Source organism: Mesorhizobium sp. WSM2240 (assembly GCF_040438645.1).
Lineage (GTDB): Bacteria > Pseudomonadota > Alphaproteobacteria > Rhizobiales > Rhizobiaceae > Allomesorhizobium.
In genome coordinates this window covers 1,531,920-1,557,538 of the sequence record NZ_CP159253.1, presented here as the reverse complement: position 1 = coordinate 1,557,538, position 25,619 = coordinate 1,531,920, and the positions used below count along the sequence as shown (strand labels likewise).

22 protein-coding genes, 1 tRNA gene and 1 pseudogene are annotated in these 25,619 nt (G+C 63.2%); 10 read left to right on the top strand and 14 right to left on the bottom strand.

Annotated features, from left to right (window positions below):
* Window positions 1-267: 267 nt before the first annotated feature.
* Window positions 268-1,839, bottom strand: coding sequence for a helicase HerA-like C-terminal domain-containing protein (locus tag ABVK50_RS07395; RefSeq protein ID WP_353642175.1), 1,572 nt, complete (start codon window positions 1,837-1,839; stop codon window positions 268-270).
* A 280-nt stretch (window positions 1,840-2,119) separates the two neighbouring features.
* Here ABVK50_RS07395 and ABVK50_RS07390 point away from each other — a divergent pair, with 280 nt between their 5' ends.
* The 3 genes from ABVK50_RS07390 to ABVK50_RS07380 are packed head-to-tail and all read left to right on the top strand — an operon-like array spanning window position 2,120 to window position 5,914.
* Window positions 2,120-3,562 (top strand): methylmalonyl-CoA mutase subunit beta, encoded by a 1,443-nt coding sequence (locus ABVK50_RS07390; RefSeq protein ID WP_353642176.1) that lies wholly within the window; start codon window positions 2,120-2,122, stop codon window positions 3,560-3,562.
* Window positions 3,559-5,682: a methylmalonyl-CoA mutase gene (gene scpA, locus ABVK50_RS07385; RefSeq protein WP_353642177.1), complete on the top strand. Its 2,124-nt coding sequence runs from the start codon at window positions 3,559-3,561 to the stop codon at window positions 5,680-5,682. Before ABVK50_RS07390 ends, scpA begins: the two co-directional genes overlap by 4 nt.
* A gap of 43 nt (window positions 5,683-5,725) precedes the next feature.
* Window positions 5,726-5,914, top strand: coding sequence for a hypothetical protein (locus ABVK50_RS07380; RefSeq protein ID WP_353642178.1), 189 nt, complete (start codon window positions 5,726-5,728; stop codon window positions 5,912-5,914).
* 11 nt (window positions 5,915-5,925) lie between these two features.
* Here ABVK50_RS07380 and greA read toward each other — a convergent pair whose 3' ends face one another.
* Complete coding sequence (gene greA, locus ABVK50_RS07375; RefSeq protein ID WP_353642179.1) at window positions 5,926-6,393, bottom strand: transcription elongation factor GreA; 468 nt, start codon at window positions 6,391-6,393, stop codon at window positions 5,926-5,928.
* A gap of 96 nt (window positions 6,394-6,489) precedes the next feature.
* Between greA and ABVK50_RS07370 the strand changes: the two genes are divergently transcribed.
* Window positions 6,490-7,869 (top strand): TIGR03808 family TAT-translocated repetitive protein, encoded by a 1,380-nt coding sequence (locus ABVK50_RS07370; protein WP_353642180.1) that lies wholly within the window; start codon window positions 6,490-6,492, stop codon window positions 7,867-7,869.
* 2 nt (window positions 7,870-7,871) lie between these two features.
* On the opposite strand, the gene ABVK50_RS07365 is transcribed toward ABVK50_RS07370, so the two are convergent.
* The 4 genes from ABVK50_RS07365 to ABVK50_RS07350 form a co-directional block, all read right to left on the bottom strand.
* Window positions 7,872-8,888, bottom strand: a complete 1,017-nt coding sequence (locus ABVK50_RS07365; protein ID WP_353642181.1) for an asparaginase — start codon at window positions 8,886-8,888, stop codon at window positions 7,872-7,874.
* 69 nt (window positions 8,889-8,957) lie between these two features.
* A complete protein-coding gene (locus tag ABVK50_RS07360) occupies window positions 8,958-9,452 on the bottom strand; it encodes a hypothetical protein (RefSeq protein ID WP_353642182.1) in 495 nt (164 codons plus the stop codon).
* Between the two features lie 40 nt (window positions 9,453-9,492).
* Window positions 9,493-10,236 carry an SDR family oxidoreductase gene (locus ABVK50_RS07355; protein WP_353642183.1) on the bottom strand — a complete coding sequence of 248 codons (744 nt, stop codon included), beginning with the start codon at window positions 10,234-10,236 and terminating at the stop codon, window positions 9,493-9,495.
* Window positions 10,233-11,399 carry an acetyl-CoA acetyltransferase gene (locus ABVK50_RS07350; RefSeq protein WP_353642184.1) on the bottom strand — a complete coding sequence of 389 codons (1,167 nt, stop codon included), beginning with the start codon at window positions 11,397-11,399 and terminating at the stop codon, window positions 10,233-10,235. Before ABVK50_RS07350 ends, ABVK50_RS07355 begins: the two co-directional genes overlap by 4 nt.
* A gap of 181 nt (window positions 11,400-11,580) precedes the next feature.
* Here ABVK50_RS07350 and betI point away from each other — a divergent pair, with 181 nt between their 5' ends.
* The 6 genes from betI (at window position 11,581) to ABVK50_RS07320 (ending at window position 18,062) form a co-directional block, all read left to right on the top strand.
* Window positions 11,581-12,171, top strand: a complete 591-nt coding sequence (gene betI / locus ABVK50_RS07345; RefSeq protein WP_353642185.1) for a transcriptional regulator BetI — start codon at window positions 11,581-11,583, stop codon at window positions 12,169-12,171.
* Window positions 12,168-13,694: a choline-sulfatase gene (betC, locus tag ABVK50_RS07340; protein WP_353642186.1), complete on the top strand. Its 1,527-nt coding sequence runs from the start codon at window positions 12,168-12,170 to the stop codon at window positions 13,692-13,694. The genes betI and betC overlap by 4 nt, the downstream gene beginning before the upstream one ends.
* Complete coding sequence (locus tag ABVK50_RS07335) at window positions 13,691-14,692, top strand: threonine/serine dehydratase (protein WP_353642187.1); 1,002 nt, start codon at window positions 13,691-13,693, stop codon at window positions 14,690-14,692. Before betC ends, ABVK50_RS07335 begins: the two co-directional genes overlap by 4 nt.
* On the top strand, window positions 14,685-16,337 hold the full coding sequence (gene betA / locus ABVK50_RS07330) for a choline dehydrogenase (protein WP_353642188.1): 1,653 nt from the start codon (window positions 14,685-14,687) through the stop codon (window positions 16,335-16,337). The genes ABVK50_RS07335 and betA overlap by 8 nt, the downstream gene beginning before the upstream one ends.
* A gap of 59 nt (window positions 16,338-16,396) precedes the next feature.
* Window positions 16,397-17,860, top strand: coding sequence for a betaine-aldehyde dehydrogenase (betB, locus tag ABVK50_RS07325; protein WP_353645991.1), 1,464 nt, complete (start codon window positions 16,397-16,399; stop codon window positions 17,858-17,860).
* A 125-nt stretch (window positions 17,861-17,985) separates the two neighbouring features.
* Window positions 17,986-18,062, top strand: a tRNA-Pro gene (locus ABVK50_RS07320).
* Between the two features lie 89 nt (window positions 18,063-18,151).
* Here the strand turns inward: ABVK50_RS07320 and purU are convergent.
* The 8 genes and pseudogenes from purU to ABVK50_RS07280 form a co-directional block, all read right to left on the bottom strand.
* A pseudogene (gene purU, locus ABVK50_RS07315) lies at window positions 18,152-19,043 on the bottom strand (formyltetrahydrofolate deformylase).
* Window positions 19,040-19,840, bottom strand: coding sequence for a 3-methyl-2-oxobutanoate hydroxymethyltransferase (locus ABVK50_RS07310; RefSeq protein WP_353642189.1), 801 nt, complete (start codon window positions 19,838-19,840; stop codon window positions 19,040-19,042). Before ABVK50_RS07310 ends, purU begins: the two are co-directional and overlap by 4 nt.
* Before the next feature lie 11 nt (window positions 19,841-19,851).
* Window positions 19,852-21,084, bottom strand: coding sequence for an FAD-dependent oxidoreductase (locus ABVK50_RS07305; RefSeq protein WP_353642190.1), 1,233 nt, complete (start codon window positions 21,082-21,084; stop codon window positions 19,852-19,854).
* Window positions 21,077-21,403, bottom strand: a complete 327-nt coding sequence (locus ABVK50_RS07300; protein ID WP_353642191.1) for a MocE family 2Fe-2S type ferredoxin — start codon at window positions 21,401-21,403, stop codon at window positions 21,077-21,079. Before ABVK50_RS07300 ends, ABVK50_RS07305 begins: the two co-directional genes overlap by 8 nt.
* Before the next feature lie 67 nt (window positions 21,404-21,470).
* The gene (locus tag ABVK50_RS07295; RefSeq protein WP_353642192.1) at window positions 21,471-22,565 is read right to left on the bottom strand and encodes a fatty acid desaturase family protein; all 1,095 of its coding nucleotides are present in this window, start codon (window positions 22,563-22,565) and stop codon (window positions 21,471-21,473) included.
* 88 nt (window positions 22,566-22,653) lie between these two features.
* Window positions 22,654-23,841: an aldose 1-epimerase family protein gene (locus tag ABVK50_RS07290; RefSeq protein WP_353642193.1), complete on the bottom strand. Its 1,188-nt coding sequence runs from the start codon at window positions 23,839-23,841 to the stop codon at window positions 22,654-22,656.
* The gene (locus tag ABVK50_RS07285) at window positions 23,841-24,623 is read right to left on the bottom strand and encodes an ATP-binding cassette domain-containing protein (protein ID WP_353642194.1); all 783 of its coding nucleotides are present in this window, start codon (window positions 24,621-24,623) and stop codon (window positions 23,841-23,843) included. Before ABVK50_RS07285 ends, ABVK50_RS07290 begins: the two co-directional genes overlap by 1 nt.
* A complete protein-coding gene (locus tag ABVK50_RS07280; RefSeq protein WP_353642195.1) occupies window positions 24,620-25,570 on the bottom strand; it encodes an ABC transporter permease in 951 nt (316 codons plus the stop codon). Before ABVK50_RS07280 ends, ABVK50_RS07285 begins: the two co-directional genes overlap by 4 nt.
* Window positions 25,571-25,619 lie beyond the last annotated feature (49 nt).

Here is a 25,619-nt window from a genome sequence, read left to right as displayed (position 1 = left end):
TCTCAAGCAAAGCGATCAGATGTTTGCAGCGAAACGGCTTAATTTCATCGGCACACTTGCGGACCGATTTCTTCGATTCGGCTCTTTCTTCCATGACCGCCCCACCGCTTATTTGCGGTGAATTCCTGCTTTCGTGAGCCGATGCAATCCGGAGATACTGAATCTTGTTAGCGGGACGAGCAGTGTCGTCCGCTCACCACCCAAAGCGGAGTCTGGGTCGGGTACCAAGCGTCAGATTTCATCACCAGGATGAGTGGCTTCGCGGTCTCAAAATCCCTTTTTCAGGCTGCCGAGAATGCCGCGTACCAATGCGCGGCCGACTGACGAACCGACCGAGCGCACGACCGACTTGATGGCCGCTTCGGCAACCGTCTGACGGTTTGACGCGCGAGGCCGAGGCGCCGATCGGGATCGCGAATTGCGGGGCGGCGCGTAGCCGTCGTCCTCTTCGTCGCCGAATCCCGGAATGGTCCAGCGCGAGCGGCCGGAATCATCCTGTTCGCGGCCCTGCGCCTCCTCCTCAGCCTTCTGGGCGTCGGCGGCCCGCTTCTGCAGCAGTTCGAAGGCCGATTCGCGGTCGATCGTCTTGTCGTACTGCCCTGCCACCGGGCTTTCGGCCACGAGCTTCCGGCGCTCTTCGGGCGTGATCGGCCCGAGGCGCGAGGACGGCGGGCGAATCAGCGTCCGCTGCACCATTGATGGGATGGCTTTGGCCTCAAGGGTCGAGACCAGCGCCTCACCGACTCCGAGTTGAGTGATCGCCTTGGCGCAATCAAAATCCGGGTTTGGCCGGAACGTGTCCGCGGCGGTCTTGACCGCCTTCTGCTCGCGCGGCGTATAGGCACGCAGCGCGTGCTGGACGCGGTTGCCCAGTTGGGCGAGCACGGTCTCCGGTATGTCCAGCGGGTTTTGCGTAACGAAATACACGCCGACGCCCTTGGACCGGATCAGCCGCACAACCTGCTCGACGCGATCGACCAGGGCCTTCGGCGCCTCGTCGAACAGCAAATGCGCCTCGTCGAAGAAGAACACCAGCTTCGGTTGGTCCGGATCGCCGACTTCCGGCAATTCCTCGAAAAGCTCCGACATGAGCCAGAGCAGGAACGTCGCGTAGAGGCGCGGGTTCATCATCAGCTTGTCGGCGGCAAGAACGTTGATCGCGCCGCGACCGTCGCGCGTGGTGCGCATGATATCGGCGATCTTCAGCGCCGGCTCGCCGAAGAAGTGCGTCGCGCCCTGCTGCTCCAGCACCAGCAGCGAGCGCTGGATGGCGCCCACGGAAGGTTTGGTCACGTTGCCATAGCGCGCGCCGATCTCGTCGGCGCGCCCGGCAATATTGGCCAGCAGCGACTGCAGATCCTTCATATCGAGCAGCAGCAATCCCTCTTCGTCCGCGATCCGGAAGGCGATGTTCATGATGCCTTCCTGCGCTTCCGACAGGTTCATCAGCCGCGACAGAAGCAGCGGCCCCATTTCCGAGATGGTTGCCCGGATCGGATGGCCCTGCTCGCCGAACAGATCCCAGAAGATGACCGGGAATTCCTGGAACTCATATGGGTCGAGTTTGATCGCCTCGGCGCGCGCAACGAGGAAATCCTTCGCCTCGCCCATCATGGCTATGCCGGAAAGGTCGCCCTTTATGTCGGCGCAGAAAACCGGCACGCCGGCATTGGAAAAGCCCTCGGCCAGGATCTGCAGCGTCACCGTCTTGCCGGTGCCGGTGGCGCCGGTCACCAGCCCGTGACGATTGCCGTATTTCAAAAGAAGCCTTTCCGGCTGCTGGTAGCTGTCGTCCGGCTTTCGGCTTGCGCCGATAAAGATGCTGTCTTCTCCCGCCATGAATTCAGTCTCCGGTAGCGGCCTAAAGGGCTTGCGACGTTGTGGCGTCCGAACCGGTATAGTGGCGCGGTTCCAGCGCCACAATGCTGTTCGGACAAAATGCCCTATCAAGGGTTGCGGAGTGCGGCGGGGTTTGGCAATCCAGAATCTGATTGCAACGCCTATTTTGGCCGCGATCCGCGGACAACAATGGCAAGAGGTTCGGAGCGCATTGCCGCGCACCGCTTCCGGTCATAAGATTCGATTTGGGGCAGGCAGTCGGCAGAAAGAAGGGATGCGCATGGACGCCGAAAACGCAGTCGGTACTGTCGAGTTCCCGGCAGTTGATAGAGAACAATGGCTGGCGCTCACCGCCAAGGCCTTGGCCGGCATGTCTTTCGAAGAAGCCCTGGTTTCGCACACTGATGACGGCATTCGCATCGAGCCGCTCTACGATCGCGCCGCTCAGTTCAAGCCGCTGACGCGCAAGAACCCGCAGACGCCGTGGATTGTCGTGCAGCGTGTCGACGATCCCGATCCCGCCCGCGCCAACGCGCAGGCGCTGGAGGACATTGCGCAGGGCGCCACCGGTCTGTCGCTGGTTTTCGAGGGGGCCCCCAATGCGTTCGGTTACGGCTTGCCCGGAACGGCGGAGGCTTTGCAGGCCGTCCTCGAGAACGTTGCCCTCAACCGCACCCATCTCAGGATCGACGTCCATCCCGCTAGCCGCGCGATGGCGGACTGGCTGGTGGCGCTTCTGACCAAGCGCCGCGCCGATCCGGCCAAGCTGCGCCTGTCCTTCGGCATAGATTCCGCCGCCATATTTGCCGGCACCGGCCGCCTGCGCATGTCGATCGAGGCGCTGCAGGCGTCGATGCCGCAATCGCTGGCGCATTTCTTCGCGCTCGGCGTTCCGGGTGTCCTGCTCGAGGCGGATGGCCGGGTGTTCCACAATGCCGGCGCCACCGAGGCGCAGGAACTCGGCATCGTGCTCGCCGCGGCGGTATCCCACCTCAAGCTGTTCGAGCAGGCGCGGCAGGCGCTGATCTATGCCGCACCGCATATCGGCTTCTCGCTCAGCGTCGATCAGGACCAGTTCCTGTCTATGGCCAAGATAAGGGCGTTGCGGAGGCTATGGGAGCGGGCGCAGCAGGCCTGCTCGATACCGCCTTCCTCGGCGGCCATCCACGCGGAAACCTCGTACCGAATGATGACGGCGAAGGATCCTGAAACCAACATTCTACGTACCACGCTCGCCGGGTTTGCAGCGGCGGCCGGGAGCGCGGATTCGGTATCGATTCTTCCGCACACGATAGCGCTTGGTCTGCCCGACGCATTTGCCCGACGAATCGCGCGCAACACGCAACTGATCCTGGCGGGAGAAAGCCATGTCGATTTCGTCGCCGACCCGGCCTGCGGATCGGGAGGCATCGAGGCTCTGACGACAGCGCTTTGCGACGCGGCGTGGAAGGAATTCCAAAGCATCGAGGCCGAAGGCGGCATACTGGCCAGCCTGGCGGAGGGCCACATCCAGAACCGTGTCTTGGCGGCGCGTGAAGCGCGTACAAAAGACTATCGCGACGGCAAGCGGGTGCTGGTCGGGACCACGCTCTATCCGGCGAAACAGGAAACGCCGGTCCAGACGCTGGAAGCGGAGCGACGCCCCCTGCCCACAGACGGTGCGGCGTTCTGCCAACGGCTGGACGCCATGCGAATAGACGAATTGCTAGAGGCTGTCGGATGATTCCTGACTTCACCAGGATTGCATGGTCCGAACCAAAGACCAGCGCGTCGTCGAGCGACGCGGACACCTGGCTGACGCCCGAAGGGATCACCGTCAAGCGCACCTACGGCAAGAGCGATCTTGCCGGGCTACCCTATCTCGACACCTATCCCGGTGCGGCGCCCTTCATTCGCGGCCCCTACCCGACAATGTATGTCCAGCAGCCCTGGACGATCCGCCAATATGCCGGCTTCTCGACCGCCGAGGAATCCAACGCCTTCTACCGGCGCAACCTGGCCGGCGGCCAGAAAGGCTTGTCGGTTGCCTTCGACCTTGCGACGCATCGAGGCTACGACAGCGATCATCCACGCGTGGCGGGCGACGTCGGAATGGCAGGCGTCGCGATCGATTCGATCCTGGACATGCGTCAGTTGTTCGACGGCATTCCACTCGACCAGATGACCGTTTCGATGACGATGAACGGCGCCGTGCTGCCGATCATGGCGCTCTACATCGTCGCGGCGGAAGAACAGGGCGTGGCGCAGAAGGACCTCGCCGGAACTATTCAGAACGACATTCTGAAGGAGTTCATGGTCCGCAACACCTACATCTATCCGCCGAAGCCATCGATGCGGATCGTTTCGGACATCTTTTCATATACTTCGACGCATATGCCGAAGTTCAACTCCATCTCGATTTCCGGCTACCACATGCAGGAGGCCGGGGCGACGGCCGACCTGGAACTTGCCTACACCATCGCCGACGGCATCGAATATGCGCGCGCCGGCGTAGCGGCAGGGCTCGACATCGACCGCTTCGCGCCGCGCCTGTCCTTCTTCTGGGCGATCGGAATGAATTTCTTCATGGAAGTCGCCAAGATGCGGGCGGCGCGCCTGCTCTGGGCGACGCTCATCCAGAAGAACTTTTCGCCGGAGGATCCGCGCTCGCTGTCGCTGCGCACTCATTGCCAGACCTCCGGCTGGTCGCTCACCGCGCAGGACCCTTACAACAACATCATGCGCACCATGATCGAGGCCATGGCCGCAACACAGGGGCATACCCAGTCGCTGCACACCAATTCCTTCGATGAAGCGCTGGCGCTGCCGACGGACCATTCGGCACGCATCGCCCGCAACACGCAACTGATTCTGCAGAAGGAATCCGGCACGACCCGCATCATCGACCCCTGGGCCGGGTCGGCCTTCGTCGAGCGCCTGACGCAGGATCTGGCGGCAAAGGCGCTCGGGCACATCGAAGAGGTGGAGAGCCTCGGCGGGATGGCGGCTGCGGTCGAGAAGGGCATCCCAAAGCTGCGCATTGAGGAGGCCGCCGCGCGCACCCAGGCGCGCATCGACTCCGGCGAGCAGGCGCTTGTCGGGGTCAACGCCTATCGGCCGGAAAAGGACATCGAAGTCAACGTCCTCAAGATCGACAATGCCGAAGTGCGGGCTCGCCAGCTCTCGAAGCTCCAGCAGTTGAAGGGCACGCGCGATGTCGCAGCGGTGGAAACCGCGCTCGACGCGCTGACCTATGCGGCTCGCTCGAACGGGAATCTGCTGGAATTTGCGATCCGTGCCGCCCGCGCCAAGGCGACAGTCGGCGAAATCTCGCTGGCGCTGGAAAAAGCATTCGGCCGGCATGTCGCGTCGGTCCAGACTATTTCCGGCGTTTACCGCAACGAGATCGGCCAGAACGCCGTCATCGATCGGGTCCAAAACAAGGTTGCGGCATTCGAGAAGAAAAACGGCGCAAAGCCGCGCATCCTCGTGGCCAAAATGGGACAGGATGGCCATGACCGCGGCCAGAAGGTCGTCGCCACCGCCTTTGCCGATCTCGGTTTCGACGTGACGGTCGGCGCGATGTTCCAGACGCCTGAAGAGATCGCCAGGCTCGCCTCCGACCATGACGTGCACATAGTCGGCGCGTCGTCACTCGCGGCCGGCCACCTGACACTTATTCCCGAGCTTCGCGGCGCCCTCAAGAAACTCGGCCGTGATGACATCAGGATCATAGCCGGCGGAGTCATTCCTCCGCAGGATTACGACGCCGTGTTGAAGGCCGGTGCGACGGAAATCTTTCCACCGGGCACGGTGATACCGGAGGCTGCGGAGAGGTTGCTGGATGGGTTGCTAGCTGATTAGAGCGGCATGTGCTAAGGTCGCACTGCTTACCTAAGGCTGCAGGATGACCAAGCCGGAAAAGATCACCGAAAAGCAACTTGCCGCCGCTCGCAAGGTGATGGCTCGCTACGATGTCGCATTCTCGATCTTGGCGCAAGGCGACGCCTCTCCGCACATGACCGAGGAGTTCAGGGCCAAGCTGACCGAGGCAGATAGGCGGTTGGAAAAGTATCGGGTTGCTAGCTCGCAGTAGTGCACGCCTGGCTACCCAATCTCGACAATCTCCCACTCCTTGCCGTTGACAACGGCCAGATCGCCTACCTTCTTGCCAAACAGGGCCTGCGCCATCGGCGAGACGTGCGAGATCATGCCATGCGCAGCGTCGGCCTCGTCCTCGCCGACAATCTTCCAGGAATGGCTTTTCCCGTCCTCGTTCTCGATAGTGACCGTCATGCCGAAACGGACGACCTTGCTGTCGGGTTCGGGTACGGAAACCTCGGCGCTTTCGCGGCGGGCCACCCAGTAACGCAAATCGCGCGAAGCCAACGCCATGCGCTCGCGATTGCCTTCGGACTCCGCTTTCGCGAACTCCTCGCGCAGGTCTGCGACCATCTTGTCGATAGCCGCCAGGCCGGCCGGCGTCACAAGATTACGGTGCGAACTTACCGGGCGCTCGCCAATATCGGAGATGCCGTTGTTGTTGTCGTCTTCGCGCGTGAAGGCCCTGCTCATCAAGCGAGCCTAAGCCCTGCCCGGCGGTCGCACAAGCCCGATCGGCGTTGGTACGCTTCCTGCGTAACAAGGCAAAACATCACCGGGACTGTGCCGATGTTGAACAGACGCAGCTTTTTGACCGCCACGGCGGGTTTCGCTGTCGCGGGTCTCGCCTCGCCGCTCAGCGCCAGCGCCTCGGAACTCTCCGGCATCAAGCTGGCCGCCATGCGCGGTTCGATCAATGCCGGCGAACTCGGCCTGCGGCCCGCCGCCTTTGACGACCAGAGCAAGGCCTTCGCCAAAATGCTGGAGGAGGCAGCGAACCGCGACATGCCGGTGTTCCTGCCGCCCGGCGTCTACATCGTCTCCAACCTGTCGCTGCCGCGGCATGTCCGCCTCAGCGGCGTGCCCGGCGCGACCCGCATCATCTATGGCGGCGGCGGCTATCTGATGCTGGCCGAGGAAGCCGGACACATCGAGCTTTCGGGGCTCGTTCTCGATGGGGCGAACCGCTGGATCGGCGATCAGGCGCAGGGGCTGCTCGATCTTCGCCGTATCGGCGATCTGGTGGTCGAAAACTGCCAGATCAGAGGCAGCGGCAAGAATGGCGCCGCGCTCGAGCGCGTTACCGGCCGGATCGACCGCTCGAGTATTTCGGGCGCCGCGGACGCCGGCATCTACTCGGTGGAAGCCGTGCGTCTCGACATCACCGGCAACAGCGTCTCAGATTGCGCCAATGGCGGCATTCTGGTGCATCGCTGGCAGGCCGCTGATGACGGGACGATCGTGACCGGAAACCGCGTCGAGCGGATTGGAGCGCGCAATGGCGGCACGGGTCAATACGGCAACGGCATCAATACTTTCCGCGCAAACGGCGTGAGGGTGGCAAAAAATTCGGTTGCGGACTGCGCTTTCTCGGCGATCCGCGCCAACAGTTCGAGCAATCTGCAAATCGCAGGCAACAGCTGTACGCGCAGCGGCGAAACGGCGCTCTACGCCGAATTTGCGTTCGAAGGCGCGATCATCATCGGCAACATCGTCGACGGCGCGGCGAATGGGATCTCGATGGTCAATTTCAACGAAGGCGGGCGGGCGGGTGTCTGCTCAGGCAACATCGTGCGCAATCTTTCGACCGAAGGCCCCTACCCCGCCGACGCGCCGGGCTTCGGCGTCGGCATCACGGTCGAGGCCGATACTACCGTGACAGGCAACATGGTCGAGAACGCGCCGCTATACGGGATGAAGATCGGCTGGGGTCCGTTCATGCGCAATGTCGCGGCCACCGGCAACGTCATCCGCAAGACCGGAACCGGGATCGCAGTTTCGGTGGTCGAAGGCGCCGGCTCGGCAATCATCGCGGAAAACGTCATCGACGGCGCAAGAAGCGGCGCGGTCATCGGCCATCGCTGGTCCGATCCGGTCACTTCCGACCTCGCGATGGCGGAAAATTCCGGGTTCCCGCACCTTACCGTCGAGCGCAATCACGTCAGCTGAGGTCAGTGTCTGACCTCGTTCAACACGGCGGTTGGCCGGCTGCTCCCGACCGCAATACCGTTCCAGTTGGTCAGGGCGGGATTGGCAAGTTCGGTCAGTTTGGCGGAGAGCGCCTCGTTCCTGGCGAACAGGCTCGCCAGCACCGCTGAAATCGCCACTTCGGCGGCCCGCCCGGCGCCGTCGTCGCATTTCAGCGCAATGCCGAGCCCCAGTTCGGGCACCGCTGCGCAATAGACGCCTTCCGCCCCGATCTTCACGAAAATGCGCCCGGGCGCCGACTGCATCAGCGCCGTGTCGGCCCGGCCCGTCCCTGCGACATAGAACGGCTCGGCCATGCAGGCAGCAAACAGGCGCTTCGCCGCCTTGGCACGGCCGGGTGACAGCCCCTGCCCCGTGGCCATTTTTGCAAAACCGATAGCGAGATTCTTCAGCGGCACGGCATAGGTCGGGATCGAGCAGCCATCGGTGCCGCGGTTGCCCGGCCCGTGCGCCGCGCCTGTCACATCCTCCATCGCCTCGCGCACCATCTCCTGAAGCTTGTGGCCGGCTGCTATGTAGCCGCGATGATCGATCCCGGCATTGCAGCACACGCAGATGAAGCCAGCATGCTTACCGGAGCAATTGTTATGCAGGCCGGTCGGCATCTTGCCCTCTCGAGCAAGCGCGACCATGGCGGCTTGCTGGCTGGGCCAGTGCGCACCGCATTCGAGCGCTGCTTCGCTCAACCCGGCTCTGGCCAGAATCGAGCGGGCAAGTTCGATATGTGCCTCTTCGCCACTATGCGAGGCGCATGCCAGCGCCAATTCCCTGTCGCCGAAGCCGTAGGCATCGGCGGCGCCGCTTTCCACGAGCGGCAGCGCCTGAATCGCCTTCACAGCCGAGCGCGGGAAAACCGGGCGGGCGGTATCACCGACCTCCCATATCGGTTTGCGGTCAGCGTCGAAGACGGCCAGGGCCCCGCGATGAGCGCTTTCGACGAGGCCGCCGCGCAGTACTTCGACGAGAACTGGATCTGTCACGAAATCACCGGGTGTTGGGGAGGTCTGCGGCAGTTGCGATAGCCGGTTCGGCTCTGTTGGTCGGCCCGCTTATTGGTCGAAAGCGTTGAACAAGACGCTGCGCAGACTGATCTCGTCGGTATCGTTCACCGAAGTCTCGAATACCACATTGTCGATCAGCAGGCGGTCATCCGAGGCAATCAGGACGAGCTTGTCCGTCCAGGCCGCGCCCTCCGTGTCCGGGAACATGTATCGAACCTCGATCTCGGTCCGGCCCGGAACCTGCTTCTCGTCGCCCACCTCGCAGACCGGCGCTGCATCCGGAAAGCTCTGATAGGGAATGCCGTCGCCGAATGGCGGCTTCTCGTCCGGCGAAGCCTTGGCGATGATGTCGTTGCGCGCTTCCGCCTCCTCAATCGATTTGATCAGCGACGGCGTAAGCAGCGAGCGCACCGCCGCCTCATCGCCTTTGAGCCTGGTCGCGCAGAACTTCTCGGCAACAGCCCGCGGCGTGTCAGCGGCCAGAGCATGGCCAGCGAAGCAGGGCAGAAGGCATAGGACGAAACCCACCACACGCAAATTCATGATTCAAAATTCCGATCCATATCGTTGATTTCGCTGACGATTAGCCGCCGGCGATGATGCCTGCCGAGAGAAAGCCGCCGTCCACTGCCAGCGTGTGCCCGTTGACGAAGCTGGCCTCCGGCGACAGCAGGAAAGCGACGGCCGCCGCCACTTCTTCCGGCTCACCATAGCGGCCCTGCGGGACGCGGCCAAGCCATAGGCGGCGCTGATCGGCGTCGTGCAGTTTCGAGATCATCGGCGTCTCGGTCGGACCGGGCGCCACGCAATTGACCCTCACGCCGCGGTTGCCGAACTCCAGCGCCAGTACCTCCGACATCATCTTTACGCCGGCCTTCGACGCGCCGTAAGCAAGCCGTCCACGATTGGCGCGGAGCCCCGAAACAGAGCCAATATTGACGATGGAGAGCGTGGCGCCCATGCGCTCCAGCGCGGCTTTCGCGGTAATGAACGAGCCTACGAGGTTAATGTCGAGAACTTCGCGAAAAAGCTCGGCGCTGGTTTCTTCGGCCGGAATATCGCGCGCTATGCCCGCTGAGTTGACGAGACCGCCAATCAAGCCGAGCCGGTCCACGACCTCGTCGAAGACCGCCGAGATCTCCTCCTCATCAGTCACGTCGGCCTGCAAGAAGATCACATTGTCATCGGCGAACGTGTCCTCCGCCCTCGCCAATTCCACATCATTGGCATCGATCACCGCGACCGGCCAGCCATCGTCCAGCAGACGCTTCACAACGGCCATGCCGATACCTGAAGCGCCGCCGGTGACGATGGCCGAATGCTTCATCTGATGCGGTCCAGGATCGAAACGTAGTTCGCGACCGCGGCTCCACCCATGTTGAAGATGCCGCCGAGATTCGCATCCGGAACCTGAATGCCGCCCGCCTCACCGACCAGCTGCATGGAGGTCAGTACATGCATCGAGACGCCGGTGGCGCCGATCGGATGGCCCTTGGCCTTCAGCCCGCCCGACGGATTGACCGGCAAGCGTCCGTCCTTCGCCGTTTCGCCGCTCAGCGCCAGCTTGCCGCCCTCGCCGCGCTTCGCCAGTCCCATCGCCTCGTATTCGATCAGTTCGGCGATGGTGAAGCAGTCATGGGTTTCGACAAAGGACAGGTCGTCGAGCGTCACGCCCGCTTTCTTCAATGCGCGGCTCCAGGCTTCCTCGCAGCCCTCGAAAAGCAGGATGTCGCGCTTCGACATCGGCAGGAAATCCTGGACGTGCTCGTTGGCGCGGAAGGCGATGGCGCGGCGCATCGAAAGCGCGTTGCTCGAGTCGGTCAGCACGAGCGCCGCCGCTCCGTCGGAAACCAGCGAGCAGTCGGTGCGCTTCAGTGGTCCGGCGACGAACGGGTTCTTTTCGCTTTCCTGGCGGCAGAATTCGTAGCCGAAATCCTTGCGCATCTGCGCATAGGGGTTGTCGACGCCGTTCTTGTGGTTCTTGGCAGCGATCATCGCCAGCGCATCGGACTGGTCGCCATGGCGCTGGAAATAGGCCTGAGCGATCTTGCCGAACACGCCGGCGAAGCCGGCCGGCGTGTCGCCGTCCTCCGGCAGGTAGGAAGCCTTCAGCAGGTTCTTGCCGATCTCCGGACCGGGGGTCGTGGTCATCTGTTCGGCGCCAACCACCAGCACCGTGCGCGCGGCCTTTGAGTCGATCGCGCGAATGCCCTGCCGCACCGCGGCCGAACCGGTCGCGCAGGCATTTTCGACGCGGGTCGCCGGCTTGAAGCGCAGCCGGTCGTCGGCCTGCAGCACCAGGCTCGCCGTAAAGTCCTGCGGCGAGAAACCGGCATTGAAATGCCCGAGCACGATCTCGTCGACATCGTCCGGGCCGATGCCCGCATGGTCGAGCGCCTCTGCGGCGACTTTGGTGATCAGGCCTTCAAGCGTTTCGCCCTCGAGCTTGCCGAAACGCGAATGCGCCCAGCCAACGATACATGCAGTCATCGAGAACCTCCTTCGGCGGGGCGCATGGTGCGCCATTTGCGGACGAAATCCAACGCCCTGATTTTTGTTCAACTATGAACGATGCTAGTCCAACGCAAGCCGTTGGTCCAGCGCGCGCTGCGCCGATTTTTTTGTTGATTGATCAGTCAATAAAAAATAAGAATGCCGGCGGAGGATCACAATGCCGAAGCTTGGAATGCCGCCGCTGCGCCGAAGGGCGCTCATAGACGCCGCGATCCTGACGATCGGCGAGCGCGGCACGCTCGACGTCACTATGTCCGAGATTGCGGGGCGCGCCGGCGTCTCGTCCGCGTTGGCGCATCATTATTTCGGCGCCAAGGACGGGCTGCTTCAGGCAACGATGCGGCACATATTGACCGAGCTCAATGCGGACGTCCGCAAGGCTCTCGCCAGCCGGACGGCGCGTGAACGCGTCTCTGCGGTTATAGCGGTCAACTTCTCCGAAACGCAGTTCCAGCCTGAAACCATCGCTGCATGGCTCGCCTTCTATGTGGAGGCGCAGAAGTCGGAGCCGTTGCGTCGGCTGCTGCGCGTCTATGCGCGGCGGCTCCATTCCAATCTGATGAGCGGTCTGACGGGGCTGCTGCCGCGGAGCGAAGCCGAGCGCACCGCAGAAGCCATTGCCGCGCTTATCGACGGGCTCTACATCCGCCGCGCCCTGAAGGACGGCACGCCCAACGCCGCGAGCGCGATCGCGCTTGTCGAGGATTATCTCGAAACCAAACTCCTCCAGCACAAGAAGCTTGCATGAGCCGCCGTCCCAATATCCTGATCATCATGGTCGACCAGCTGAACGGGACGCTGTTTCCCGACGGCCCGGCCGACTTTCTCCATGCGCCGCACCTGAAGGCGCTGGCCGCGCGCTCCGCGCGCTTCGCCAACAATTATACGGCCTCGCCGCTCTGCGCGCCGGGTCGCGCATCCTTCATGAGCGGCCAGTTGCCGTCGCGTACCGAGGTCTACGACAACGCTGCCGAATTCGCCTCGTCGATCCCGACCTATGCCCATCACCTGCGCGCCGCCGGCTATCACACCTGCCTGTCCGGCAAGATGCATTTCGTCGGCCCCGACCAGATGCACGGTTTCGAGGAACGACTGACGACCGACATCTATCCGGCCGATTTCGGCTGGACTCCCGACTACCGCAAACCCGGCGAGCGCATCGACTGGTGGTATCACAATCTCGGATCGGTGACCGGCGCCGGAACCGCCGAGATTACCAACCAGATGGAATATGACGACGAGGTCGCCTTCCACGCGACGCAGAAGCTGTACGAGCATGCCCGGACCTCCGATGATCGGGACCGCCGCCCCTGGTGCCTGACCGTTTCCTTCACTCATCCGCACGATCCCTATGTGGCGCGGCGCAAATATTGGGACCTCTACGAGGATTGCGCCGAACTCGAGCCCCAGGTCGGCTTCATTCCTCATGAAAAGCAGGACCCGCATTCGCAGAGGCTCTACCTCGCCAGCGACTATGCGAATTTCGATATCACACCCGAGCATATCCGCCGGTCGCGGCAAGGTTACTTCGCCAACATCTCCTATCTCGACGACAAGTTAGGCGAACTCGTCTCCGTGCTCGAACGGACGCGGATGCTCGACGATACGATCATCCTGTTCTGCTCGGACCATGGTGACATGCTCGGCGAGCGCGGCCTTTGGTTCAAGATGTGCTTCTATGAGGGGTCGGCCCGCGTGCCGCTGATGATCGCCGGCAAGGGTATTCCGGCGGGCGCCGTCAAAACGCCGGTTTCCAATCTCGATGTGGCGCCGACGCTTTGCGACCTCGCCGGCATCGACATGAGTGCGATCGAGCCCTGGACCGACGGCCAGTCGCTGCAGCCGCTGGCGCAAGGCGAAGAGCGCACCGCTCCGGTGCTGATGGAATATGCCGCCGAGGGTTCCTACGCGCCGATGGTGGCGATCCGCGAGGGGCGATTCAAGTTCGTCCATTGCGAGATCGATCCGCCGCAACTCTTTGATCTTGAATCGGATCCACGGGAGTTGGCGAACCTTGCCGGCGATCCGGCCCATGCCGGCCTGGTGGCGTCGTTCATGGAAAAGGTGCGTGGCCGCTGGGACATGGCGGCGTTCGATGCGGCCGTGCGCCAGAGCCAGGCGCGACGCTGGGTGGTTTATCCGGCGCTGCGCAACGGAGCCTACTACCCGTGGGAATTCCAGCCCCTGCAGAAGGCGTCCGAACGCTACATGCGCAATCACATGGATCTGAACGTGCTCGAAGAGAGCAAGCGGTTTCCGAGAGGCGAATGATGGCTCCCTTTGTTCCGACGCTAGATCATCTTAAGCAGGCCTACGCCGTCACCTCGCGGGCGACGCAGATAACGCCTTTGCTCGACTCGGCAGCGCTTGCCAAGCAAACCGGCGCGGCACGCGTTTTCGTCAAGCCGGAATCGCTGCAATGGGCGGGCTCGTTCAAGATCCGCGGCGCTTACTGGCGGCTGAAGCAGCTTTCGGCGGACGAGGCCAAGCGCGGCGTGGTCGCTTATTCCTCGGGCAATTTCGCGCAGGGACTGGCCGCCGCTGGCCAGGCGCTCGGCATTCCGGTAACGATCGTGATGCCGATCGACGCGCCCGCCGCCAAGCGCGACGCCACCGCCGGCTACGGCGCAAAGGTGGTGCTGACCGATCATGGCGACCGCGCCCGCGAGGAAGTGGCGTCGGAGCGCGCCAGGCAAATCTCCAGGGACGAAGGCCTGGCGCTGCTGCATCCATTCGATGATCCGGAGATCGTCGCCGGACAAGGCGGCGCCGGGCTCGAGGCGCTCGACCAGCTTGCCGCCAAGGGCGCGGAAGCGGACATACTGTTCTGCCCGGTCGGCGGCGGCGGCCTGATAGGTGGCGTATCGCTTGCCTTCCACTATCTCTCGCCGGCCACGGAGATCATCGCCGTGGAGCCCGAGGGTTTTGACGGCATGGGCAATTCGCTCGCCCACGGCGCGATCGAGACGATGCCGCTCGGACCGACATCGATTTGCGATGGGTTGATGGCGCGCGAGCCCGGCGAAGCCCCGTTCGCGGCGGCGAACGCAGCCGGCGTGCGCGGCCTGAGCGTCTCAGACGCTTCCGTGCGCCGGGCGATGAAGTTGGCCTTCGAGCGCCTGAAGCTGGTGCTCGAGCCCTCCGGGGCGGCCTCGCTGGCGGCGCTTCTCGATGGCGGCGTCGATATCTCAGGCAAGACCGTGGTCGTGGTCGCCAGCGGCGGCAATGTTTCGCTCGCCGATTTCATGAAGCACATCGCCGATGCTTGAAGCCGATTTCGTCATCATCGGGTCGGGCTCCGCCGGCGCGGCGCTTGCCTACCGCCTGTCGGAGGACGGCAAGCATTCGGTTATCGTCATCGAATATGGCGGGTCGGATTTCGGCCCGCTGATCCAGATGCCGTCGGCGCTCTCCTTGCCGATGAATATGAACCGCTACGACTGGGGATTTTCCACGGAGCCGGAGCCGCATCTGGGCGGCAGAATTCTCGCCACGCCGCGCGGTAAGGTGCTGGGCGGATCGTCCTCGATCAACGGCATGGTCTATGTCCGGGGGCATGCGGGAGATTTCGACCACTGGTCCGAACAGGGCGCGACCGGATGGTCCTTTGCCGACGTGCTGCCCTACTTCAAGCGGATGGAGAATTCGATCGGCGGCGAGGAAGGCTGGCGCGGCAAGGGCGGCCCGCTCAACATCCAGCGCGGACCGCGCAAGAACCCGCTCTACGCCGCGTTCATCGAGGCCGGCAGGCAGGCGGGCTTCGAGCTTACCGACGACTATAACGGCTCGAAACAGGAAGGTTTCGGGGCGATGGAGCAGACGATCCATGGCGGCCGCCGCTGGTCGACGGCCAACGCGTATCTGCGGCCAGCGCTGAAGCGCCAGAATGTCAACCTCGTCAAAGGCTTGGCGCGAAAAATCGTCATGGAGAATCAACGCGCCGTCGGCGTCGAGATCGAAGCTCGCAAACAGATTCAAGTCGTTAAAGCGCGGCGTGAGGTGATCGTCGCGGCGTCGTCGATCAACTCGCCCAAGCTCCTGATGCTGTCGGGAATCGGACCGGCCGAGCAGCTGCGCCGGCACGGCATAGAAGTGGTCGTGGACCGGCCGGGCGTCGGCCAAAACCTGCAGGACCACATGGAACTCTATATCCAGCAGGAATCTATCCAGCCGATCACGCTTTATTCGGTGCTGAACCCGTTCTCGAAGGCACTCATTGGCGCCGAGTGGCTGTTCTTCAAGAGCGGCCTCGGCGCCACCAACCATTTCGAGGCGGCGGCTTTCGTGCGATCGAAGGCCGGCGTCGATTATCCCGACATCCAGTACCACTTCCTTCCGGCTGCCGTCCGCTACGACGGCAAGGCGGCGGCCAAGTCGCACGGTTTTCAGGCCCATGTCGGCCCGATGCGGTCGAAATCGCGGGGGACCGTTGCGCTGCGCTCAAGCGACCCATGGGCGAAGCCGGAAATCCGCTTCAACTATATGTCGCATCCCGACGACTGGGCAGATTTCCGCCACTGCATCCGGCTGACGCGCGAGATCTTCGGCCAGCCTGCTTTCGATCCGTATCGCGGCAAGGAAATATCCCCCGGCGCGCATGTTCAGAGCGACGATGAACTCGACGATTTCATCCGGGAGCATGCCGAAAGCGCCTATCATCCCTGCGGCACCTGCCGGATGGGGCGGGCGGACGATCCGCAAAGCGTGGTCGATCCGGAATGCCGGGTCATTGGCGTCGAGGGTCTGCGCGTCGCCGATTCCTCGATTGTCCCGCGGGTCACCAACGGCAATCTCAACGCGCCGTCGATTATGACAGGGGAGAAGGCGGCCGACCATATTCTCGGCCGCGCGCCGCTGCCCCCGTCCAATCAGGAGCCGTGGATCAATCCGCGCTGGCAGGTTTCGGACCGGTGAGCAGACGAAGTCGCATGGCCTCGGAACGAGGTCATGCCTGGAACAATCTGGAGATCAGCATGCGCGCCCAGCCCAAAGCATCGCACTACATCAATGGCCGCTTCGTCGACGACGAGCGCGGCGCGCCGATGCCGGTCATCTATCCGGCGACGGGCGAAACGATCGCGACGCTGCATTCGGCGACGCCCAACATCGTCGAACTGGCCATAGAGGCGGCGCGCGCTGCCCAGCCGGCCTGGGCGCGGCTGAAGCCGGTCGAGCGAGGCCGCATCCTGCGCCGCGCCGCCGACATTTTGCACGCGCGCAACGAGGAACTCTCGCGGCTGGAGACACTCGACACGGGCAAGCCGATCCAGGAGACGCTTGTCGCCGATGCAGCGTCGGCTGCCGACGCACTGGAGTTCTTCGCTGGAGCCGTCCCCACCTACAATGGCGAACTGGTCGACCTGGGCGGGCCGTTCGGCTATACGCGGCGCGAGGCGCTGGGCGTCTGCGTCGGCATCGGCGCCTGGAACTATCCCATCCAGGTTGCCGGCTGGAAGTCCGCCCCGGCGCTCGCCATGGGCAACGCCATGGTGTTCAAGCCGTCCGAGAACACGCCCCTTTCAACGCTCACGCTCGCCGAAATCTATTCCGAAGCCGGACTTCCCGACGGGCTGTTCAACGTCGTCCAGGGTTATGGCGACGTGGGCGCAGCCTTGGTCTCACATCCGGTGACGGCGAAGGTCTCGGTCACCGGCTCGGTCCCCACCGGCAAACGGGTGATGTCGCTCGCCGGTTCGCTGATGAAGCACGCAACGATGGAACTTGGAGGCAAGTCGCCGCTGATCGTCTTCGACGACGCAGATCTCGAAAACGCAATCGGCGGCGCCATGCTCGGCAATTTCTACTCCTCCGGGCAGGTCTGCTCCAACGGCACCCGCGTTTTCGTGCAGCGAGGCCTGCACGATCGTTTCCTCGAGCGGCTGGCCGAACGCACCAAGAAGATCCGCATCGGCGATCCGCTTGATCCGGACACCCAGATGGGGCCGCTGATCAACAAAGCCCAGCACGAGAAGGTGCTCGGCTACATCGAAGCCGGCAGGAGCGAGGGCGCCACCCTCGTCTGCGGCGGCAAGGTCCCTTCCCTGCAGGGATTCCAAGGCGGGTTCTTCATCGAGCCCACCGTCTTCTCAAACGTCAGCGACGGCATGACCATCGCGCGTGAAGAGATCTTCGGGCCTGTGATGAGCGTTCTGACCTTCGACGACGAGGATGAGGTGATTGCCCGCGCCAACGACACCGAGTTCGGGCTCGCCGCGGGCGTGTTCACACGCGACCTGCCTCGGGCGCACCGGGTGGTCGGCGAGTTGCAGGCCGGCACATGCTGGATCAATGCATACAATCTGACACCGGTGGAACTGCCCTTCGGCGGCTACAAGCAGTCGGGCATCGGCCGCGAAAACGCACTCGCCGCGCTAGGACATTATTCGCAGGTGAAATCCGTCTATGTCGAGACGGGCAATGTCGCGAGCCCGTACTGACGTTTCCTCTGCCTGGCGCAAACGGAGCGCCATGCGGATGGTGGGAAAATGTTGCATTGGCTGCGCAACCCCGCTTAAGCGCTTGCGGTAATTTTTCGCGGCGGCTATAAGCCCGCGTCTGGTCACGGAGTGTAGCGCAGTCTGGTAGCGCACGTCGTTCGGGACGACGGGGTCGCAGGTTCAAATCCTGCCACTCCGACCAGTAAAAACAACGGCTTGCAGCAAAGACCGTATTCTTCCCCACAAATTTGGCAGCAATCGCCGACAAGCCGGCAGCTGTTCAACTGCTTGTCAAAAAACGATCGTCTTGTGGCCATTGAACATGACGCGGCCTTCGAGATGCAGCTTGACGGCACGCGCCAGGACGCGGCTCTCGATGTCGCGCCCGACGGCCACGAAGTCGTCAGCGCTCTGGGCGTGGGAGACCCGTTCCGTCTCCTGTTCGATGATCGGCCCCTCATCCAGATCGCCGGTCACGTAATGCGCCGTTGCCCCGATCAGTTTGACGCCCCGCTCAAATGCCTGATGATAGGGCTTGGCGCCCTTGAAGCTCGGCAGGAAGGAATGATGGATGTTGATCGCCCTGCCCGAGAGGCGGGCGGATAAATCGCCGGAGAAGACCTGCATATAGCGGGCGAGAACGACGAGTTCCGCGCCGGTCTCTTCCACCAGCCGCATTAGCTTCTGTTCCTGCTCGGCCTTGTTGGCCGCGGTCACCGGCCAATGGTGAAACGGCACCCCCTCCAGGTCGGCGGTGCGCCGGCCGCTCTCATGGTTCGAGACGATGGCGACCACCTCCGCGTTCAGCCAGCCGACGCGGATCTGGTAGAGAAGATGCAGCAAGGCGTGATCGAATTTCGACACCATGGCCACGATCTTCGGGCGTCTGAACTGGTCCGCTATGGCTGCCGTCATGCCGAACTGCCCGATCGGAGCCGCGAGCGCCCGTTCAAGACTGGCGGGAGTTGCATCGGCTGGCCCTGCAAAGGCAATCCGCATGAAGAAGCGGTTCGTCAGCCGATCCCAGAATTGGCTGCTCTCGGTGATATTGGCCCCCAAGCCGCGCCAGTTCCGTAGTCACCGCGGCGACAATGCCTGGACGGTCCTCGCAGGAAAGGGTGATCACATGGGCAGGGGCGCCAGCGATAACGGACTCGGCTGGCCGCGAGTTTGAGGCGCTCATCGCTTCTCGATCTTGTCCATGAAAGCCCGCAATTCGGCGATGTCCATGTGTACGATATGGCGATCTTCCGGAAAAGCCTGGCTCTCGACATCGGCCACGAATTCGCGGAACGCCGCGACGCGTTCCGCCTGCAGCCTGTCGAACTCGGCTGCAAAGTTGCGATAGACCTTGGAATGACGCGGCATGTGCCCGCGGTTCTGGCCGAGCACATCCTCGGCGAAGAGATATTGCGCGTCACAGCCGTCGCCCGCCCCCATGGAGATCATGAACAGGGATGTGCGCTCCGAAATGGCGGTTGCGACTTCCACGGGGACAACCTCGATCTCCGCTCCGAAGGCGCCCGCCACCTCCAGCTGCCGGACCGCGGCCAGAATCTCAAGCGCGCTTTCGGTGGTCTTGCCGACCGCTTTCCAGCCGCCGGTCCAGGTCCGGCGCGACGGAATGAGGCCGACATGGCCGATCACCGGGATCGCTTCGTCGGCCATCCGCTTGATGGTTGCGTAGCTCGCGCTGCAATAGACCGCGTCGGCGCTGGCCTTGTACATTTTGAACGCCCAGCGCAGGAAATCGTCCGCTGTGCCGATTTCGTAGAAATTGTCCCCAGGCATGGAGAAAAGGCTCGGAGCGGCGTCGCGATACCGGGGGTCGAGCAGGAGGTCGGGCGGGATCGAGACGATGTCGATGCCGGCCCGCTCGGCGGCTTCGGCTTCTTCAAGCGTCATGACGCGCAGCATGGTCAGCTGACGCTTGCCCTTCATCGCGCGTAGATCGGCGATAGTCGGTCTGGTTCTGCTCATATTCGTTCCCCTTAGGCGGCAAGCAATGTCTTCAGCTTGGTTTTGGCGGTCGCCAGCTTGTCGCGCGGCGGCTTCGCCCTTTTGCCGATAAGCATTTCTGTCAGGCGTATGTCGCGGGCGACGGCATTCCCTTGGCCGATGCCGCTTGCAGCGACGAGCCTGCCGTCGCCGGCCAAGTGGAACAGGATGAATGCGCGCTCGCCGATCTCCCGGCGGATGGTCTCCACACCCTCGTCGACGAGCCCCGCAATCTGGAGAGACAAATCGAACTGATCCGACCAGAACCACGGGATTGCGGCGAAGTCTTCCTGCCTGCCCAGCATGTTGCGAGCTGCCAAATTCCCCTGGTCCTGGGCGTTGCGCCAGGCTTCGAGACGGACCCGCCTGCCGGCATAGACGCCAAGCGGAAACGAACAGCAGTCGCCCGCGGCGAAGATGTGCGGATCGGACGTCGCCATGCGCCCGTCGACACGGATGCCGTTTTCGAGCTCCAACCCGGCTCTTTCGGCCAGATCCGTGTTCGGTATCGCACCTATGCCGATGATGCACGCGTCGGCTTCGATCGAAGCGCCGTCGGCCAGTGCGATTGAGACGCCATCACCGCCATCGCAAATGGCGGTGATGGCTGCACCGCAGCGGATGTCGACGCCGCTCCTCGTGTGGGCCTCATGCAGCACTGCCGCGATCCCGGCCGGCACGGCGCGCGTGAGAAGGCGCTTCTCAGCCTCGATCACCGTGACCTCGCAGCCCCTGATCCGCGCCGCCGCAGCCAGTTCCAGGCCGATGAAGCCTCCGCCGATCACCGCGATGCGGGCGCCGGACCGCAAATGGGAGCGGATGGCCTCTGCATCATCATGTGTCCGGAGATAGACGCATCGGCGGGAGTTTTCCGCCATCGCCAACCTGCGGGGACGAGCACCCGTGGCCAGCAGCAGCCTGTCATAGGCAAGGGAAGCGCCACTTTCCAGTTGGACCTCACGGGCGGCGCGGTCGATGGAGATCGCAGCCGCCGACAGAACGAGCCGTATGCCCGCCTGCTCGAAGCGCTCGGCGTCCGCGATCGCTTTCATGCCAGCGCCGGCCGGAGCCATGGCGTCTTTTGACAAAGGCGGACGCTCATAGGGGAGATGCCGTTCCGCGCCGATCAACGTGACTTGTCCGGCATACCCCTCCTCGCGCAACGCGAAAGCTGCGCGCGTGCCGGCTTCGCCGGCACCCACAAGGACCATGCCGACGTCAGCCATCGCGTTCGCCGATCTCGATCATGACCTTTCCGGCTTCCACCTTCACCGGATAAGTTTGCAGATTGACGCAGACCGGCGCGCCCTTGGCGGCCCCAGTCTTGTAGTTGAAGCGGCCATTGTGTTTCGGGCACTCGATGATGTCGTCCATCACCAGCCCGTCCGCCAGATGCACCTTCTCGTGCGTGCAGAGGCCATCGGTTGCAAAGAACTCGTCATCGGGCGAGCGGTAGATGGCGAACGTCCGGCCGTCATGGTCGAAGCGGATCACATCTTCCTCGTCCACATCGTCTACGGCGCACGCCACGATCCATTCAGGCATTTGTGTTGTTCCATTGATCTCGGGAGACGCCTCGCGGTTCGGCGTCGGGATTGTTACGTCGGGTTGACTACTCGGCCGCGGCCGCTGTCGTCAGCTCATGGAATTCGCCGCGATAGGGCCGCGCCGTCGGTGGCAGGTCGCGCTTGAGGAAGTAGTCCTCGTATTTCAGTTGCTTGAGAAGCACTGGCCAGACTTCGCGATAGGCGTGCCACATCGAGGGGTTCGGCTCGGGCAAATCGTGTTTGATCAGTTCGTGCAGCCGCGGCAGCGCGTGGTAGGGGATCATGGGGAACATGTGGTGCTCCACATGGTAGTTCATGTTCCAGTAGATGAACCGGCTGATCGGATTCATGTAGACGGTGCGCGTGTTCAGCCGGTGGTCGACGACATTATCGGCCAAGCCGATATGCTGAAGCAGGCCGGTCAGCACCATGTGCCAAGTTCCGTAAAGGCGCGGGCCGCCAATCAGCATCAGCGGCAGCCATGATCGCGTAGCGATGGCAAGGGCGACAATCGCGACATAGATCGCCACGTGCCAGCGGGCGGCGGCGATCGCCTTTCGCCACTCCATTTCCGGAATGTAGCTCTTCTCCTCGGCCGAGAGATTGCCGAATGCATTGCGGAAGAGCGTCGGCAGCGAATAGCGGAAATCCAGTATGCCCGTGAACATCAGCGCCGCTTTCAGGAGGTCCGGCGGCCGCATGACGGCGATCTCGGCGTCGCGGCCAACAATGTACGTATCTGTGTGGTGCCGCGCATGGCTCCACCGCCAGGTCACCGGATTGCGCATCAGCATGAAGGAGGCGATCTGGTAGACCACGTCGTTCATCCAGCGCGTGCGGAACGCGGTGCCGTGACCGCATTCATGCCAGCGCGAGTCGCTCGCGGAGGCGTAAAAGACGCCGTAGACGAGGAAAAACGGCACGCACCACCACGTGCCCCAGAAGGCGATCGCGCCGGCTGCCGAGGCAATTAGGACACCGAGCCAGATGATGGTGTCGCGGATGGCAGGCCCGTCCGAACGCTGCATCAGTTCCTTCATCACCTTGCGCGGCACCTCGGTGTGATACCACTCGGCCGAGGCGAGACCGGTCTCGATCGCTATGCGCGTGCTTTCGCCGACGAGGCTGTAGTCGCGCTTCTTCTTTTCCAAGATCGTCATCGTATTCTCCAAGAACTGTCTCTTGTCCCGTTCCTCCCGATCCTCCTCGCGCATTTCTCCCGAATGCCGATTATCTTCCCCTCTGGCTTCATGACCGCGATCCTTCGGCAAGTCTGGGGAACCTGCCCGACAGCGCCGGAAAATCCTCCTCCGGCTGTCTGGCGATCGAGGCGATCCGGCGCTCGGCCTCCCCGATCTGGGCCTGGCCGTCGAGAACCCTGAACGTCGCCTCGTAGGACCGGGATTCGTCGTGTTCGAGCCAGATCATCTCGCCGCGATCGCGTGCGGCAGTGTTGCCGAGCGCATGGTGCGTCGACGGCTCGATCCCCATGGCGTACTGGCCGGCCTGAAAATTCTGCCATTGGTACATGCAGGGAAGTTGGTTCTTCCGGGTGACGATTTCGAAGCCGAGGCCGATCCGGTCATTGACCACCGCGACCGGCACATTGCCGCCGGCGTCGGCGGCAAGTTCGTGCTGCCAGACCTGTTCGCGAAAGTTCATCCGCGGGCCAGGCAGCGTTCGGTAACCCACGCCCTGCGCACGATAGGCCTCGCCGGCATGAGCCGCCCAGACCACATCTCGGACCGGGGCCAGATAGCGCGAGCCCTCGTCGACCAGTGGATGGCTCACATTCACATGATAGAAATACATATGCGGCGTGCGCGTGAAGCCGTGATTGACGACGCGGTCCGAGATGCGGATCTCGTTGCCGCCTACATCCGCCTCCATCCGGCGATGGAGATGAAGGTCCTCACCGAACACCGCCGATTGCTGAACGACGCCTTCGGCCCAAAGCACGCAGCGGTCGCCGTCCCAGCGCTCGCCGTAGCCGGTGAGCCGCGCCGGAATCGTGCTGATGCGGCCGTGGAGCGAATGCCGTACGCTTTTCCTGCCGGGATAATTGTAGTTTTCGGCAGGCACCTCTTCGGGGACGAGGATGTGGTCCAGGCCGCAGGTCAGGAGCAGACCTGAAAACGATCGCGCCCAAGCGAGGCCGCCTTCCCCTTCGTAGTCGTGCAGACCGGGATGGCGGAACCCGCTCGGGGAGTGCCAGCCGATGGCCTGGCCCTTGTAGTCGCAGTCGGCGATGTCGAGCGCGCGATCGACGAGCGCGGTGAACCGAAGCCCGCTGCCGGTGCGGAATTCGAGCATACGGATGCCGCGCTCCACCCCGTCGCCGAGCGTCATCAGGCGCACGCCGGCAAATTGCGAGAGCATTCCGGATCGTTCCGAAACCTGCCTGCGCGTCAGCGTCTGGCCGTAGAGCTCAACCATCAGTGCGCCTTCGCTTCTTTGACCAGGGACGACACGTCGACCCCCATGATGAGGCTCTCGACCGTCAGCAAATCGGTGTCCTCGACGGCGCGCTCGGCGACGATCTCGCCGCGGCGCATGACGACGATACGGTCAGCCACCTGGAAGACGTGATGGATGTTGTGCGTGATGAAGAGCACGGTATGGCCGGCGTCGCGCACCTCCTTGACGAACCGCAGCACGCCATGGGTCTCCTCGACGCCAAGATTGTTGGTCGGCTCGTCGAGTATGATCACCTTGGCGGCGAACTGCATCGCACGTGAAATCGCGATCGACTGCCGCTCGCCGCCGGAGAGAGTGTTGACCGGCGCATCGGCGTCTAGCTTCTTGGAGATGCCGACCCGCCGCAGCAGCGCAGACGCGGCGCGCCGGAGTTCCGGGAAATCGAGCGGGGCGAAGACACTAAGGAAAGGCAGTTTCACCGGCTCGCGACCAAGGAACAGGTTGCGTGCGATCGAAAGGTCGGGGGCAAGCGACGTGTCCTGGTGGATCGTCTCGATGCCGAGATCGATCGCGTCGCGCGCCGATCGGATCGACGCCCGTTCTCCCCGGACATAGATGTCGCCGCCATCGACCGGATGCACGCCGGAGATTGCCTTGATCAGCGTCGACTTGCCGGCGCCATTATCGCCCAAAAGCGCGACGACCTCGCCCTCGCGAAGGGTCAGCGACGCGCTCCGCAGGGCATTGACGCTGCCGAACGATTTGCGCACGCGCTCCAGGCGCAGGACTTCAGCCGTCATCGCCGTACGCTCCGCTTCTGGATCATGGCGTGGAGGATCAGCATCACGAGGATGATCGCGCCAACGAAGATGTTGAAAGCGAGGCCGGGCACGCCGATCAGAACGATCCCGTTGCGGATCGCGCGCAGCATGAAAGCGCCGACGACTGTGCCCAAAATGGTGCCGCGCCCGCCGGTGAGCGCAGTGCCGCCGACGACCACCATGGCGATCACTTCCAGTTCGTAACCCGTGCCCGCGACGGGGGATGCGGCGGAAATCCGGAAGGCGCTGATCATGCCGGCGAGGCCTGAAAGCACCGAAGCCGTGATGAACAGCCAGATCTTGACGGCGTCGGCCGGCACGCCGCGCGCCACTGCCGCGTTGCGGTTAGAGCCGATGGCGCTGATCCAGTTGCCGACCTTGGACCAGTTCAGAATATAGGCGCAGACGAGCGTCAGCCCGATGAACCAGAATAGCGACGTGTAGAGCCGGAACGGGCCGAAATCGAAACTGCCTGCGAGAAGCGTGACGAAGAACCCCGGCTGGTCCCACGATTTGAGCGGGAAGCCCTGTGTGATGTAGAGGGCCACGCCGCGCACGATCAGAAGCATCGACAGCGTCACAAGAAAGGACGAGATGCCGATCTTGGTGACGATGATCCCGTTGATTGCGCCTATGGCGATGCACACAACCAATCCGACGAGCAGGGCAATGCCGATGTCCATGCCGGCTGTCTGAGCAAGCAGCATGACAAGCACCGGACCGAGCGCGAATACCGCGCCGACGGAGAGGTCGAACTCGCCGGCCGTGAGCAGGAGCGTCATGGCGAGCGCCATGATCCCCAGCTCCGGCAGGAACGCCATCATGTTGGAGATGTTGAGTGGCGACAGAAAGTTGGGATTGGCGATGGAGAATCCCGCCAGCACGATGGCGAGGATGATCAGCGAGGCGACCTGTGGCGTTGCCATAAGGCGACGCCACCTGTCTCCCCGCCCCTCCATTCTTTCCGTTACCGCC